15 protein-coding genes are annotated in these 12,831 nt (G+C 59.6%); 8 read left to right on the top strand and 7 right to left on the bottom strand.

Going from position 1 to position 12,831, the window contains the following annotated elements; translation table 11 throughout:
* Positions 1-1,647, bottom strand: coding sequence for a malonate decarboxylase subunit alpha (gene mdcA, locus BLV07_RS05195; RefSeq protein WP_091880756.1), 1,647 nt, complete (start codon positions 1,645-1,647; stop codon positions 1-3).
* Between the two features lie 194 nt (positions 1,648-1,841).
* On the opposite strand from mdcA, the gene madL reads away from it, so the two are divergent.
* The 6 genes from madL (at position 1,842) to BLV07_RS05165 (ending at position 6,400) form a co-directional block, all read left to right on the top strand.
* A complete protein-coding gene (gene madL, locus BLV07_RS05190; protein ID WP_091880754.1) occupies positions 1,842-2,276 on the top strand; it encodes a malonate transporter subunit MadL in 435 nt (144 codons plus the stop codon).
* Positions 2,273-3,037 (top strand): malonate transporter subunit MadM, encoded by a 765-nt coding sequence (gene madM / locus BLV07_RS05185; RefSeq protein WP_091880750.1) that lies wholly within the window; start codon positions 2,273-2,275, stop codon positions 3,035-3,037. The genes madL and madM overlap by 4 nt, the downstream gene beginning before the upstream one ends.
* Positions 3,038-3,754 carry a GntR family transcriptional regulator gene (locus tag BLV07_RS05180; RefSeq protein WP_091880747.1) on the top strand — a complete coding sequence of 239 codons (717 nt, stop codon included), beginning with the start codon at positions 3,038-3,040 and terminating at the stop codon, positions 3,752-3,754. It abuts the gene before it with no gap.
* A 312-nt stretch (positions 3,755-4,066) separates the two neighbouring features.
* Positions 4,067-5,509, top strand: coding sequence for an SIR2 family protein (locus BLV07_RS05175; RefSeq protein ID WP_091880745.1), 1,443 nt, complete (start codon positions 4,067-4,069; stop codon positions 5,507-5,509).
* A 3-nt stretch (positions 5,510-5,512) separates the two neighbouring features.
* The gene (locus tag BLV07_RS05170) at positions 5,513-6,010 is read left to right on the top strand and encodes a TIR domain-containing protein (RefSeq protein ID WP_091880743.1); all 498 of its coding nucleotides are present in this window, start codon (positions 5,513-5,515) and stop codon (positions 6,008-6,010) included.
* A gap of 15 nt (positions 6,011-6,025) precedes the next feature.
* On the top strand, positions 6,026-6,400 hold the full coding sequence (locus BLV07_RS05165) for a TIR domain-containing protein (RefSeq protein ID WP_091880739.1): 375 nt from the start codon (positions 6,026-6,028) through the stop codon (positions 6,398-6,400).
* A gap of 308 nt (positions 6,401-6,708) precedes the next feature.
* Here BLV07_RS05165 and BLV07_RS05160 read toward each other — a convergent pair whose 3' ends face one another.
* From BLV07_RS05160 to BLV07_RS05145, 4 genes are read right to left on the bottom strand one after another with little or no spacing between them, the layout of a single operon-like run.
* Positions 6,709-7,410: an aquaporin gene (locus tag BLV07_RS05160; protein WP_091880737.1), complete on the bottom strand. Its 702-nt coding sequence runs from the start codon at positions 7,408-7,410 to the stop codon at positions 6,709-6,711.
* Complete coding sequence (locus BLV07_RS05155; RefSeq protein ID WP_091880735.1) at positions 7,410-7,937, bottom strand: arsenate reductase ArsC; 528 nt, start codon at positions 7,935-7,937, stop codon at positions 7,410-7,412. Before BLV07_RS05155 ends, BLV07_RS05160 begins: the two co-directional genes overlap by 1 nt.
* A 47-nt stretch (positions 7,938-7,984) precedes the next feature.
* Complete coding sequence (locus BLV07_RS05150) at positions 7,985-8,455, bottom strand: ArsI/CadI family heavy metal resistance metalloenzyme (protein ID WP_091880733.1); 471 nt, start codon at positions 8,453-8,455, stop codon at positions 7,985-7,987.
* Positions 8,456-8,466: 11 nt separating this feature from the next.
* A complete protein-coding gene (locus BLV07_RS05145) occupies positions 8,467-8,811 on the bottom strand; it encodes an ArsR/SmtB family transcription factor (protein ID WP_091880730.1) in 345 nt (114 codons plus the stop codon).
* Between the two features lie 259 nt (positions 8,812-9,070).
* Here BLV07_RS05145 and BLV07_RS47355 point away from each other — a divergent pair, with 259 nt between their 5' ends.
* Positions 9,071-9,214, top strand: a complete 144-nt coding sequence (locus tag BLV07_RS47355) for a hypothetical protein (RefSeq protein WP_176945350.1) — start codon at positions 9,071-9,073, stop codon at positions 9,212-9,214.
* Positions 9,215-9,831: 617 nt separating this feature from the next.
* Positions 9,832-11,163, top strand: a complete 1,332-nt coding sequence (locus tag BLV07_RS05140; protein WP_091880727.1) for a tyrosine-type recombinase/integrase — start codon at positions 9,832-9,834, stop codon at positions 11,161-11,163.
* Here the strand turns inward: BLV07_RS05140 and BLV07_RS05135 are convergent.
* Entirely contained in the window at positions 11,160-11,477 is a 318-nt protein-coding gene (locus BLV07_RS05135; RefSeq protein ID WP_244550969.1) for a hypothetical protein, read from the bottom strand. The genes BLV07_RS05140 and BLV07_RS05135 overlap by 4 nt on opposite strands.
* A 656-nt stretch (positions 11,478-12,133) precedes the next feature.
* Positions 12,134-12,298 carry a hypothetical protein gene (locus BLV07_RS47350; RefSeq protein ID WP_176945349.1) on the bottom strand — a complete coding sequence of 55 codons (165 nt, stop codon included), beginning with the start codon at positions 12,296-12,298 and terminating at the stop codon, positions 12,134-12,136.
* Between the last annotated feature and the right edge of the window lie 533 nt (positions 12,299-12,831).

Raw genomic sequence — 12,831 nt, 5'->3', positions numbered from 1 at the left:
TCACCAGTTGCGGAAGCGGCTGGGCGGGTGGTAAAGGCTGCCGGAAGCCAGCGTGAGGTCCTTGATCGAGCGGGCCGCGAGCAGGTTGCGGTCGGCGTCGAGCGGATCGATGCCGAGATCCTCGGGGCGCTGGATCACGCCGCGCTGCCTGAGCTGCTCGACCAGCCTCGCATCGCGCGCGCGGCCGATGTCGGTGTAGCCGGCGACGCCGCGGATGGCCTGCTCGCGCTCGTCCTTGCTGCGGCACATCAGGAGGTTGGCGATGCCTTCTTCAGTGACGATGTGAGTGACGTCGTCCGAGTAGACCATGACCGGCGCGAGATCGAGCTCGAGCTCTTGCGCCAGATCGAGCGCATCGAGCCGCTCGACGAACAAAGGCGCGTTGCGCTCGCCGAAAGTCTCGCCGATCTGCACCACCAGCTTGCGGCCGCGGCGCAGCGCGGCATTGGAATCGGGATCGGCCTCGGCGCCGGCCTTGAGCCAGGGCTCGCTCGGGTGACGGCGGCCGCGGGGATCGGAGCCCATGTTGGGCGCGCCGCCAAAGCCGGCGATGCGGCTGGTCGTCACGGTCGAACTGTGGCCTTCGAGATCGATCTGCAGCGTCGATCCGATGAACATATCGCAGGCATAGAGGCCGGCGGTCTGGCAGAACGCACGGTTCGAGCGCAGCGACCCGTCGGGTCCGGTGAAGAACACGTCGGAGCGCGCCGCGACGTAGTCCTCCATGCCGACTTCCGATCCGAAACAATGGATCTGCTCGACCCAGCCGGCTTCGATCGCCGGAATCATGGTGGGGTGCGGGTTGAGTGCGAAATGGGTGCAGACCTTGCCCTTGAGGCCGAGCTTTTCGCCATAGGTCGGCAGCAACAGCTCGATCGCGGCGGTATTGAAGCCGATGCCGTGGTTGAGCCGGCGCACGCCGTAAGGCGCGTAGATGCCTTTGATGGCGAGCATCGCAGTGAGGATCTGGGTCTCGGTGATGGCGGCGGGATCGCGGGTGAACAGCGGCTCGACATAGAAGGGCCTGTTAGCCTCGACCACGAAATGTACGAGGTCGCCGGGAATGTCGACGCGCGGCACCTTATCGACGATCTCGGTGACCTGCGCCACGACGAGACCGTTCTTGTAGCTGGTCGCTTCGACGACGGTCGGTGTGTCCTCGGTGTTCGGCCCGGTATAGAGATTGCCGTCCTTATCGGCGCTCACAGCCGCAATCAGCGCGACCTTCGGCGTGAGGTCGATGAAGTAGCGCGCGAACAGCTCGAGATAGGTATGGACGGCGCCAAGCTCGATCTTGCCGCCGAACAGCATGCGCGCGATGCGCGCCGATTGCGGGCCCGAATAGGAAAAGTCGAGCCGCCGCGCGATGCCCTTCTCGAAGATGTCGAGGTGGGAGGGCAGGACCACGCCCGATTGCACCATGTGCAGGTCATAGACATCCTGGGGATCAAGGTTCGCGAGCGCCGAGGCGAGGATATCGGCCTGCTTCTGATTATCGCCCTCCAGGCATACCCGGTCGCCTGACCGGATCACCGCCTTGAGAAACGCCGGAAGGTTCGTGATCGGGACGACCTTTCCCTTGGCGTGCTGTCGGCCGGCAGCCAGGCGCTCGCCGAGGGCGGCCTTTTGCATACCCCAATCGCTCATTTCGGCTCCTTGGCATGCGAAGTTGGTCTTCGATGGGGTCAAGTGTATGCGTATTGCCTTCCAATGTCAATTAACGTATACATAACTTCATAAGCGACGAATGTTCGCATACACAGGAGGGAATTTATGATGCGAATGCATACAGAAGCCCCGTATTCGGGTGCTCGCGCCCCGCTCGCAGAGGGGAGGCGCCCGTGACCATTTCCGGCGTAGCTCTGCTCGCGATCTGCACCCTGCTTGGAGGCCTGCTCGGCGACCTGCTCGGTGTCGCCCTCGGTGTGAAAGCCAATGTCGGCGGCGTCGGCATTGCGATGATGTTTTTGATCGCCGCCCGGCTGTGGCTGGTCCGGCACGGCCTGCTCAGCCGCGGGCTCAATACCGGCGTCGAGTTCTGGGGCAGCTTCTACATTCCGATCGTGGTCGCCATGGCTGCGCAGCAGAACGTCGTCGCCGCGGCGAAAGGCGGCCCGATCGTCGTCATCGCGGGCGCCGGCGCGGTCTCCGTGTGTTTCGCAATGGTGGCCTTGATCGGCCGGCTTAGTGGCCGCGTCGAGACCATGGACGAGATCGAAGCCCGAGAGGCGATCGAGGCGAATGTGCCCCACTTCAAATCCGGGAGGGTCGGATGACCATGATCTCTCACATTCTCGCAGCCAATTCGCTGATCACCGCGTTCGCCGCCGTTGGGATCCTGATGTGGATCTCGGGGGCGATCTCGAAATACCTCACCTTCGGGCGCATCCACGGCTCGGCGATCGCGATCATGCTGGGTCTCGTGCTGGCCTTTTTCGGCGGGCTTGCCACCGGCGGCGAAAAGGGCGTCGCCGATTTGCCAGCGCTGACCGGGATCGGCCTGATGGGCGGCGCGATGCTGCGTGATTTCGCCATCGTCGCGACCGCCTTCGAGGTCGATGTCGTCCATGCGCGCAAGGCCGGATTGATCGGTGCGGTCGCGCTCGGACTAGGAACGGTCGTTCCGTTCATTCTGGGCGTGTTCGTCGCCGCGGCGTTTGGCTACACGGATGCCGAATCGCTCACCACGATCGGCGCCGGCGCGGTCACTTACATTGTCGGTCCGGTCACGGGGGCAGCGATCGGCGCGTCATCGCCGGTCATTGCGCTCTCGATCGCGACCGGTGTATTCAAGGCGGTGATCGTGATGATCGGCACGCCCTTCGTCGCCGGGATGATCGGCCTCAACAATCCGCGCAGCGCGATGGTGTTCGGCGGCTTGATGGGAACGGTCAGCGGCGTTTCCGGAGGACTTGCCGCGACCGATCGGCGCCTGGTGCCTTACGGCGCATTGACCGCGACGTTTCATACCGGGCTCGGATGCCTGGTCGCACCGTCCATTCTCTACTTTACGGTGCGCGCAATCATAGGAAGCTGAATGGCAGGCCTGTTCAAAGTCGCAACCGAAGCCGAAGAAGATGGCGGGCTTCTCTCCGATCGTATCCGCAATGCGCTCACGGACGAGATTGCCTCCGGCGCGCTCGTTGCCGGCTCGGCCCTGGAAGAGCAGCAGCTTGCCGATCGCTTCGGGGCTTCCCGCACGCCTGTGCGGGAAGCTCTCCGGCAGCTCGTCGTCAGTGGGTTGGTCGAGGTGCGCGGGCGTCGCGGGGTCGTCGTGGCGCGGATGACACCGGAGCGGATCATGGACATGTTCGAGACCAGCGCAGAGGTGGAAGCCATGTGCGTCAGGCTCGCGACTTATCGCATGACGCCGCTCGAGCGCAGCCGCCTGATCGAGCTGCACGAAGGCTCGCGGGCGATGGTCGAGGCCAACGACGTCGATGCCTATGATGCCTTCAACCGGGTGTTCCACGAATGCATCTACGGTGCGACGCACAACTCGTTCATGGCCGAGCAGGCGCAGGATGTCCGCGCGCGGCTCAGCGCCTTCCGCCGGACGCAATTGCGGCAGGGCGATCGCATTCGCAAGTCCCGCGACGAGCATGATGCCATCATGCAGGCGATCGCCGAAGGGGACGGCGAGACCGCCTCACGCCGGATGCGTGCGCATATGCTGAACGCCGCCGCAGCGCTGCGGCGTTACATCGAAGATCGCGTCAGGCCCGTCGACGGGCCTGAGCCCGACAATCTCTGACAAGGCGGTCATGGACCGCCCTTGACGTAAACGAAGGCAGACGCGCCTGAAGGTACCTCCAGCCGCAATTCGCACAAGCGGTCTGGTTGAACGCGTGGCGGCAGCCACCGGGTCGCCGCGCCAGCGATCAATTTTCGGCCCCTTCGCATGCCCACCGGGGGACGGTCGGATGCGCGAGTAAACTGAGGCAGTTCTCCAAAAAAGTGTGAATTACTAATCGTGGCTTGTTCTAGCGCCCTCACGCCAAGCTAAGGTTGAGGCTGGCGAACGCAGAACAACCAAGAAGACGGTTGGGGACTTCGGGGCTGCACGATGGCGGACAGAGATACGGAGGATTTTTTAGCCAGCTACCTAAAGGAGCTGAACGAGAACAATGCAGCGGTGTTCATTGGCGCTGGCATGTCGAAAGCCGCAGGTTATGTCGACTGGGCCGGGCTTATGTCCCCCGTTGCCAAGGGGCTCGGCCTAGATATCGCCAAGGAATCCGACTTGGTTGCGCTCGCCCAATATCATCTCAACGCCAACAACAATAATCGGCACAAGCTGAGCCAACTGCTGATCGATGAATTTTCGGACCTCAAGAACCCTACCGAAAATCATTCACTGCTAGCAAGGTTGCCCATTCAGACCTACTGGACGACAAATTACGACCGATTGATCGAGAAGGCGCTGGAAGCTGGCGGCCGGCGCGTAGATTCCAAATATACGGTCAATCAGCTCGCCACTACGCGCCGTGGACGCGACGCCGTCGTCTACAAGATGCACGGAGACATTGAGCATCCCACGGAAGCCATCTTGAGCAAGGACGACTATGAACGATATTCGTTGACCCACGGTCCCTTCATAACCGCCTTGTCGGGCGACCTCGTGGAAAAGACCTTCCTTTTCCTAGGTTTTAGCTTCACCGATCCCAATCTCGATTTCGTTCTTTCGCGCATTAGAGCGCGCTTCGAAAAGCATCAGCGGCAGCATTTCTGTGTGATGAAGAGGCGGACCCGAGACAAAAGGGAAAGCAAAACCGAGTTCGAATACGCCGAAACAAAGCAAAAACTTGTTACGCAAGACTTGATGCGATTCAACATCAAGACGATCTTCATTGATGATTACGGCGATGTCACACGGCTGCTCGCGGACATGGATCGCCGATTCAGGAGAAGGACAGTCTTCATATCGGGAAGCGCGTCCGACTATGGAGTTTGGGGGCAGGCCGCGACCGAGGAATTCATGTCCAAGCTGGCGGCGGAACTGATCAACAAGAATTTGCGAATCACGAGCGGATTCGGCCTCGGGATTGGCAGCGCTGTCGTGAAGGGTGCGGTCCAACAAATCTATTCGACAAGCCACCGCAGCATCGACGAGCAACTGGTTCTCCGGCCCTTTCCCATTGGCATAAGCGATGAGACGGTGCGGGCGCAGACGTACAAGCGCTATCGGGATGAACTCGTCGCCCAAGCTGGTATCGCCATTTTTGTTATGGGCAATAAGTCGGTCGATGGGAAAATCGCGAGCGCGGACGGTGTGCGCCTGGAATTCGAGGCGGCGAAGGCGCGCGGCCTTCATCTGATACCCGTTGGCTCCTCGGCTTGGGTGGCGGAAGAGCTGTGGAAAGAAGTAACTGGGAATATCGGGGCGTACTTTCCGAAGGACGCATCGAAGATCAGCGCGTTGATGCGGCCGCTCGGGAAGGTGGTCAAGAATCCCAACGATTTGATCGCACCGATAATCAAGCTGATTGAGCATCTAACGAGAGGTTGAACGATGGTCCGGAAATGTTTTTACAGCTTTCACTATACGCCGGACAACGGGCGCGCCAGTCAGGTACGCAATATTGGTGTGATCGAAGGTAATAGGCCCGCGCCGGATAATGACTGGGAAAAGGTTACAAGAGGCGGCGATGATGCAATCAAGAAGTGGATCGCCGAGCAGATGAAGGGCAGAACGTGCTGCATCGTCCTGGTCGGTAGCGACACTGCTAATCGAAAATGGATCAATCACGAGATTATAAAGGCTTGGGACAACGGATTGGGCGTTGTCGGAATTTATATTCACGGACTAAAGAATCTCAATGGAGAGACCTCGACGCAGGGAAACAATCCATTTGATTACATCGGCTTCGGCAATACTGGGAAGAAGCTGTCGTCGATCGTCAAGTGTTACAATCCGACAGGCGCGACGAGCCAGGACAAGTACGGCTGGATTTCTAAGCATGTGGAAAACGCGGTCGAAGAAGCGGTCGATATCCGCAGTAAGCATTAGTTTGTAGGAGGCAGCATGGCGAAGGCGCCGGTTTTTGTGAGCTTTGATTTTGATAACGACAAGGTTCTAAAGGACTTTATCATCGGCCAGTCGAAGCACGGAGATTCGCCGTTTAGTGTAATTGACCATTCGCTGAAAGAAGCTGCGCCGGAGAAAGACTGGAAAGAAAAGGCGCGCCGCGCCATCAAGCGCGCTGATGTCGTCATCGTTATGGTCGGTCCAAAGACGCACAAGGCTCCTGGAGTTTTGGCGGAGGTCGCTATTGCACGTGACGAAGATAAGAAGATTATCCAAGTTATCGGGTACAAGGATGGAAACTACACCGCTGTTGCAAACGCTGGTCGGCTGTATAGTTGGAACTGGGATAACCTGAAGAAGCTGCTTTCTTGATCTTAGAATGTGCTCGGCATCATCTGGCTGAATGTCAGTTAGTGCTCCTGCCTCCCTCTGGAGGAAGTCTGGGTGATGGTGGTCGCATCCGCCGAGAACTACTCGGGTCACTGCTGATGCCACCGTTTACTCGGCTGCTGGTCCGGCGCTCGTAGGTGCTCATTCGATCTGCTCTCGCGCCAATGAGCGTCTACGCTGCAGCGACCAGCTAAAGCACTTTGCCAGAAACTAGAGAAACGCGGGCAGGCTGCTTCGGCTTAAAGCCAACTCGGCGCCGCTATATTGCCCCGCTGTAGTGGCGGCGCCAGCTATCGTGATGTCTTCGACAGAGCGACGGGAGCGCGGGCCGGACTGCGCCCGAGTAGCCAATTCATCAGCATCATGCCGACAATCGCGCCGCAAAGTTCGGCCAGGATGAAGCCCGGCAAGTCCACCGAACGAATGCCGGAGAAGGTGTTCGTCAGCGAGCGTGAAATCGCCACGGCCGGATTGGCGAACGAGGTCGAGGCGGTGAACCAGTAGGCCGCCGTGATATAGAGGCCGACGAGCCAGGGCACGGCTGTTCGTTGGAAACGGATGCCAGCGAGGATCGTCGCGATCAGGCCGAATGCAGCAACCGCTTCGGCCAACCATTGCGCCCCGCCGGTGCGCACCTTCAACGAAAACTCGATTAGCGGAAGTGCGAACATCAGATGCGCCGCCATGGTGCCGGCGATGCCGCCTGCGATCTGTGCAATGATATACAGTGCCGCTTCGTTCACCGGCAGCTCTCGCCTGCCGGCGAAAACCAGTGTGACAGCAGGATTGAAATGAGCGCCCGAGATTGGTCCGAGAATTGTGATCAGCACGACTAGAATCGCGCCGGTCGGGAGCGTGTTGCACAACAGAGCGAGAGCGACGTCCTTGGTCAACGCTTCCGCCATGATGCCGGAGCCGACGACGGTCGCGACGAGGATGGCAGTGCCAAGCGCTTCGGCAACAAGGCGCCGCGAAAGGTCGAACGCGTCCATCAGCCGGCCTTCACTGTCGGGTTTGTCGCTCCTTCCGCGCGACCAATCTCGCGAAGCCGTGTACTGAGTGAGACTTTATCAATGCCGCCAAACGACAGGTTGATGAAGGCGCCGATCCGGTTCTTCAGATAGCGGAAGGCGGTAGCGAAGGCGGCGAGCTTCTCAATTTCACTGCCTTCGACGGCTGCTGGATCCTCGATGCCCCAATGCGCCGTCGTCGGGTGACCTGGCCACACGGGGCAGGCTTCGCCGGCGGCGTTGTCGCAAACAGTGAATACGAAATCCATCGCCGGTGCGTCGGGCCCTGCGAATTCAAGCCAGCTTTTCGAGTGCATGCCATCGATCGGATAGTCCGCTTCCTCGAGTACTCGCAGCGCCAGTGGATGCACCGCGCCCTTTGGTGTGCTGCCGGCCGAGAAGGAACGGAAGCGCTCGGCGCCGTCTTTGCGCAAGATGGATTCGGCGATAACCGAGCGTGCGGAGTTGCCGGTGCAGAGAAAGAGAACGTTGTAGATGCGATCAGACACGGCTTCGCGCCTTTTATTTCAAAGGGCAGCAGGGCGTGATCTAGACGTCAACAGCAGGCCGCCGACGGCTTGGATGCCGCAGATGGTGCGCAGCAAGCAGACTGCGTCTCGTGCGCAATCCTTGCCCCGTTTTCTCCGGTGCCGTCGCCATACACGGTGCTCTCGCCGGTCGTATGAAAGGTCTCCCAAGCGATGCCGGCCGGATCCTCAATCCAGGATTTTTCGGACTTTGCATAGCAGCAGGTCGTCTGACCCTGTTCGACGACATTGCCGCCGGCTTGGCGGAGAGGCGCATACACTTCCTGCAACTCGCCGCTGCTCTCGACTTGAATGCCGAGATGGTCGAGGCCGGGCTCACGCCCCCGCGTCGAGATCGCGAAATTCACGCGCGGGTCATCCAGCATCCATTTTGCGTAATCGGATTTGATCACGGATGGTTGGGCCGCGAACAGCGCCGAGTAGAAGTGAATCGAATCCGAAAGATCCTCGACGGATACGTGCACGTGCAGCCGCTTCATGGCATCTCCTTTCACCCTGGCACTTTCGAGCGTTTTCGCGCGGGTTTGCAAGCTACCGCCGGAATGCATGCGGTCCCATGACAGCAGTTCTTCGTCAGGAAGCCGAGCAGCGCGTTCATGGTCTCGAACTGCGCCGCGTAGATCATCGAGCGCCCCTCGCGCCGGACAGTCGCAAGCCCCGCCATCCGGAGGCGGTCGAAATGAAAAGTCAGTGTGTTAGGTGCCAGATCCAGCGCATCTGCGATCGCGCCGGCGGTCATCCCGTCAGGGCCGGCCTGGACCAGTAGGCGGAAGACATCCAGGCGACTATCCTGGGCAAGCGCAGCGAGTGCTGTAACGGCATCTCCTTTTTCCATATTTCAACGAATATCGAAATAATGGATCTTAGTCAATCGGGTCTCTGCGCCGCTAGGCGCTGCCGAGAGCCGCAGTGACATGAGGCTGGTCGCTTGCCCGTACTGGCGCAATCCCGGTGGTCGGGCGGACGAGATGTTTCAAATAAGCCATCAGGAGAAAGGGCGCCAACCAATCGGCTTACTGCGCCAACTCCCGCCGGATTAGATCGCGATCGAAGACGAGCTAGGTATGAAGTAGATCGAGAGCTAACGATGTTGGATGGCCACCGCATTCCAACTCGTCAATGATCTCAAGCTGGCGTGTGATGTGCATATCGCTCAGCGCAACGTGGCGCTGTGCCTCTGCCAAGTGACGTCGGACGAGCCGCAGCATGCGGGCAACCTAGCTCCGGACGGACCATGAAAAGGAGGCCAAGCGGTCGGATTCCGCTCGAACAGTTTGAACCCAAGCGTCGGGCACGATCATGAGCGAGCTAAAGTCGGCATCCGCGGCGTGCGACCACTCCGCGAGTTGCATGTTCATCGCGAGAAACAGCGCTCCATTGTGTCGGTGATTTCCCTCACTACGATTTTGCCCGCTGGTCTAACCAGGCGCTCCCCAAGCGACAGACTTTCTAGGGCACATTGGGGGGAATCTACGGGGTAAGTCATTGAAATGGTGGGCGCACAAGGGATCGAACCTTGGACCTCTCCCGTGTGAACCACAATCCCTAGACCCGAGCCAACCAAATCCGGCCATAGTTTTATGTAAAAACTCCTTTAGTTGATGTGAGTTATGGCCATGCGCGGCCACAAGAGCCCATAGGTGGCCTTGCTATATTTTGTATGCCCCCGTTGTGCCCGCCGTGGATTTTCCCTTGGGCACAAAAACGGGGGAGGTCTAAGACCCGGTTCTGTTTGGGTCTGTGGATCCTCCCTGCGCGGGCACACGGCAAGGAGAAAGTCTGAGGCCCGGTTCAGCTCGAGGGCTGACCGCCCTTCTTGCGGGGGGACGCCGGGCACAGAGAGAGGGAAGGAATCATGACGGGGCCGGCCAACCAGCTGACACTCACCGATACGGTGATCCGCAACGCAACGCTGCCGCCCGGCAAGGCGCAGCATTATCTCCACGACGACAAGCTGCCCGGCCTCGCCTTGCGCATGCGCGCCACCGGCGGCCGGACCTGGGTCTACCTCTTCACCAAGCCGGGGGTGAGGGGGACCCAGCGCAAGACCCTCGGCGCATGGCCCAAATATAATGAAAAGGCCGCGCGCAAGGCTGCCACCATCGCCGCAGGCGAGGTCGTCAAGGGCTTGGACCCGAACGATGCGAAGCGCGAGGCGAGGCGGCAACAGGCAGCCGAGAAGCAGCGCACCACGCTCGCGACGCTCATTGTTGAAGATGGTCCCTATCAGACGTCCTTGACGGAACGTCAAGTCGTCAACTGGAAGCCAGCAATGTCGGCGCTCCGGCGCGGGCTCAAGGATCACGCCGAGAGCGGCGTGGGGGACCTGACGCGACGGCAGATCATGGCTGCGGTCGACAAGATTGCCAAGACCGGCAAGCGCGGCGCGGCCAAGGACTTGCGCAAGCACGTGCATACCTTCCTCGAATGGTGCGTCGGCGAAGGTTACGTCGAGCACAACGTGCTCGCCGGCTATCGCGCACCCAAGGAAACCCGAGCGCAGAGAGTTGGGCGCCGAACAAAGGGCCGCGCGCTGACCGATGAGGAGATCATCAAGGTCTGGGATGCATCCGGCAAGCTCGGAGCTTTCGGTCTCCTGACACGCATGTGCCTGCTCGGTGGCCCACGCCGCAGCGAGCCCACCATGATCGAGTGGCGAAAGCACATCATGGATGACCGTATCACCTTCGATGCGGCATGGACCAAGATGGGGTTGCATCACGATGTGCCGCGCACTCACCTAGCTGACGAGGTGCTCACGGCCGCGAAACATTTCCAGCGGGCAACCTCCGACTATGTCTTCCCGTCACCAAAGACCGGTCGCCAGATGTCCGGCTTCACCAAGATGGTCAACCGCCTGGTCAAGGAAGCGAGCGTCGCCAAGTTCACCATGCATGACTTAAGGCGCAGCTTGCGTACCATCATGTCACGCTGTGGCTACGACAACGAAATCCAGCGGTTGTGCGTCGGGCAAAAGCCAAGCGGAATCGATCAGGTCTACAATCACGACGAACAGTGGATCATCCGCAAGATGGCGTTCGAAGCGGCTCACGACTACATTGCGGAGTTGGTCGGCGCGAAACGGGTCGGCAAAATCGTGCGCCTGCAGCGGACGAATCCGCTTGACCCGATCAAGGCCGAGCTCCTCGGCCGTCTCCGTGAGCATTATGCGGCTGAGGCGTCCTAGTGGTCTTGTCGCACTCGGGCCAGATAGTCGCGCACCGCATCGACACGATAGAGGGGCCGGCCATCGACGTAGCGCCATTTCAGCGGGTGGTTCGGATCGCGCCGCCACTGCTCCAGCGCTCCGGGCGTGCGCCGGATGACCGCGGCCGCCTCTAGCGATGTCAAATTAGAGCTGCCCGGCAGCGTATCGATATCGAACGTCGCGGGCGGCGGCATGCCACGGTTCTTGCGATGGCGCTTCGTGGCGTACGGCATTTTCCGACCAATTGGCGACCCTAACGCCCCGACCGGAGTCTTCTCGTCCTTGCCGCTCATGCCTGGTCCCAAACCACGATCAGTCTGAGGCGATGAGATCGTAGCCTGCTCTAGTAAGAAAGAAATCATGTGCGCAGGTATGGCTGCTGGGTTGCTGTGGCGTACGAAAAGGACGAACCGCTTCGATTGATCTGGGACGTGCCCTGGCGGCGTTTCGCTTCATTCCGGCTTTTCGCCTCATAACCTGAAGGTCATAGGTTCAAATCCTATCCCCGCAACCAACACAAGCCTCTGATTTGATGAGGTTTTCAGAGAGCCGCCTTTCGGGGCGGCTTTCTTGTTTTTGAGCCGTGTCGCCACCGTGTCGCCACGCGCTGAAGCCGATGTGTCCCCTACGATTGACGAAGCAAGCCCCATCGCGGCGCTTACTCTGATCACCTCTCGGCGGTCTACACTTTCGATCTTAGCGGCTGTGCTGCCCCCAGCCGACCGCCGTTCGCAATGCGAATCGAGCGCCGCGCGGATTTCCAACGTGGTCTAGGCCGACCATCAATTTGGTCGAAACCTGCCGGTTCTGTGTTTTGCCATCGGTTGTGAGGTCGTCGTTCAATAAGCCTTAGTAGTCACCTCGAAACTCTACGCCATGGCAAATTCCTTCGTTCTTATCGAGGAGATGATGGTCTGCATCATGTCCTTCTCCGCGACCGGATTGTAGGTCAGTGCCAGCTATGGTCGCCGACATGCGACGGTGCGTTGAGCAAGTATCCGCGGTTGGCACCATGATACTCGATCAACTGGATCGCTAGCGACCGCTTCTTCTTCTTCATCTCGAAGCACGGCTTTGACGGATTGGCGTTGTCCTGATCGCCCAACGGGGCCATTAGCACGGCCTTGGTTTGCGAACTTGGCTCTCGCTCTCCGGCCTTTGGCGGTCGTCATGGAAAATGTGCCGACCGTCGCCGAGTGAACCAATTTTCATATGTCACCATGACCCTCGAATAGGCTGGATATCGTTGGACATCCACGATTGCAACTCTGAGGCGATTAGCTCGCTTCCTTGAATCGACACCGTCCAAGGGAAACGCGGATCCTTTCAAACACTGATGCCATGCCTGCCGCGTCTTCCAAAGTTCGTTCCGCACTTGGCCTTTGGCCCGCAGCAACGCGAATCCACAAGCAGTATGGCGCTAATCTGGAGCCAAGCAGCCATTTAGCTTACAATATATTTGGTTCGGCTGCCTTCTTTTATTATCCGACCGATGTGCTTCGACGAGTGACAAAACTGGTATTGTAAGTTGGGTGAGCGTCGCCTTGGAGGGGCGTATCGCTTCGGTAAACCGGCTTACGGACCAACGGATTGACATTCTGGAGTCGGCTTGAGGATGCGAATCCAATCTCCACGATAGCGAGTTGC

It is taken from the genome of Bradyrhizobium sp. Rc2d (assembly GCF_900099855.1).
Taxonomy (GTDB): domain Bacteria; phylum Pseudomonadota; class Alphaproteobacteria; order Rhizobiales; family Xanthobacteraceae; genus Bradyrhizobium.
The sequence above is the reverse complement of the archived record's forward strand: the minus strand, read 5'-3'. Positions and strand labels throughout refer to the sequence as shown.

What these genes read in the sequence shown, in the direction of transcription:
- mdcA (WP_091880756.1), bottom strand. Translation starts at nt 1,647, where the DNA reads ATGAGCGATTGGGGTATGCAAAAGGCCGCCCTCGGCGAGCGCCTGGCT.
- madM (WP_091880750.1), top strand. Translation starts at nt 2,273, where the DNA reads ATGACCATGATCTCTCACATTCTCGCAGCCAATTCGCTGATCACCGCG.
- BLV07_RS05180 (WP_091880747.1), top strand. Translation starts at nt 3,038, where the DNA reads ATGGCAGGCCTGTTCAAAGTCGCAACCGAAGCCGAAGAAGATGGCGGG.
- BLV07_RS05175 (WP_091880745.1), top strand. Translation starts at nt 4,067, where the DNA reads ATGGCGGACAGAGATACGGAGGATTTTTTAGCCAGCTACCTAAAGGAG.
- BLV07_RS05170 (WP_091880743.1), top strand. Translation starts at nt 5,513, where the DNA reads ATGGTCCGGAAATGTTTTTACAGCTTTCACTATACGCCGGACAACGGG.
- BLV07_RS05165 (WP_091880739.1), top strand. Translation starts at nt 6,026, where the DNA reads ATGGCGAAGGCGCCGGTTTTTGTGAGCTTTGATTTTGATAACGACAAG.
- BLV07_RS05160 (WP_091880737.1), bottom strand. Translation starts at nt 7,410, where the DNA reads ATGGACGCGTTCGACCTTTCGCGGCGCCTTGTTGCCGAAGCGCTTGGC.
- BLV07_RS05150 (WP_091880733.1), bottom strand. Translation starts at nt 8,455, where the DNA reads ATGAAGCGGCTGCACGTGCACGTATCCGTCGAGGATCTTTCGGATTCG.
- BLV07_RS05145 (WP_091880730.1), bottom strand. Translation starts at nt 8,811, where the DNA reads ATGGAAAAAGGAGATGCCGTTACAGCACTCGCTGCGCTTGCCCAGGAT.
- BLV07_RS47355 (WP_176945350.1), top strand. Translation starts at nt 9,071, where the DNA reads ATGGCCACCGCATTCCAACTCGTCAATGATCTCAAGCTGGCGTGTGAT.
- BLV07_RS05140 (WP_091880727.1), top strand. Translation starts at nt 9,832, where the DNA reads ATGACGGGGCCGGCCAACCAGCTGACACTCACCGATACGGTGATCCGC.
- BLV07_RS05135 (WP_244550969.1), bottom strand. Translation starts at nt 11,477, where the DNA reads ATGAGCGGCAAGGACGAGAAGACTCCGGTCGGGGCGTTAGGGTCGCCA.
- BLV07_RS47350 (WP_176945349.1), bottom strand. Translation starts at nt 12,298, where the DNA reads ATGGCCCCGTTGGGCGATCAGGACAACGCCAATCCGTCAAAGCCGTGC.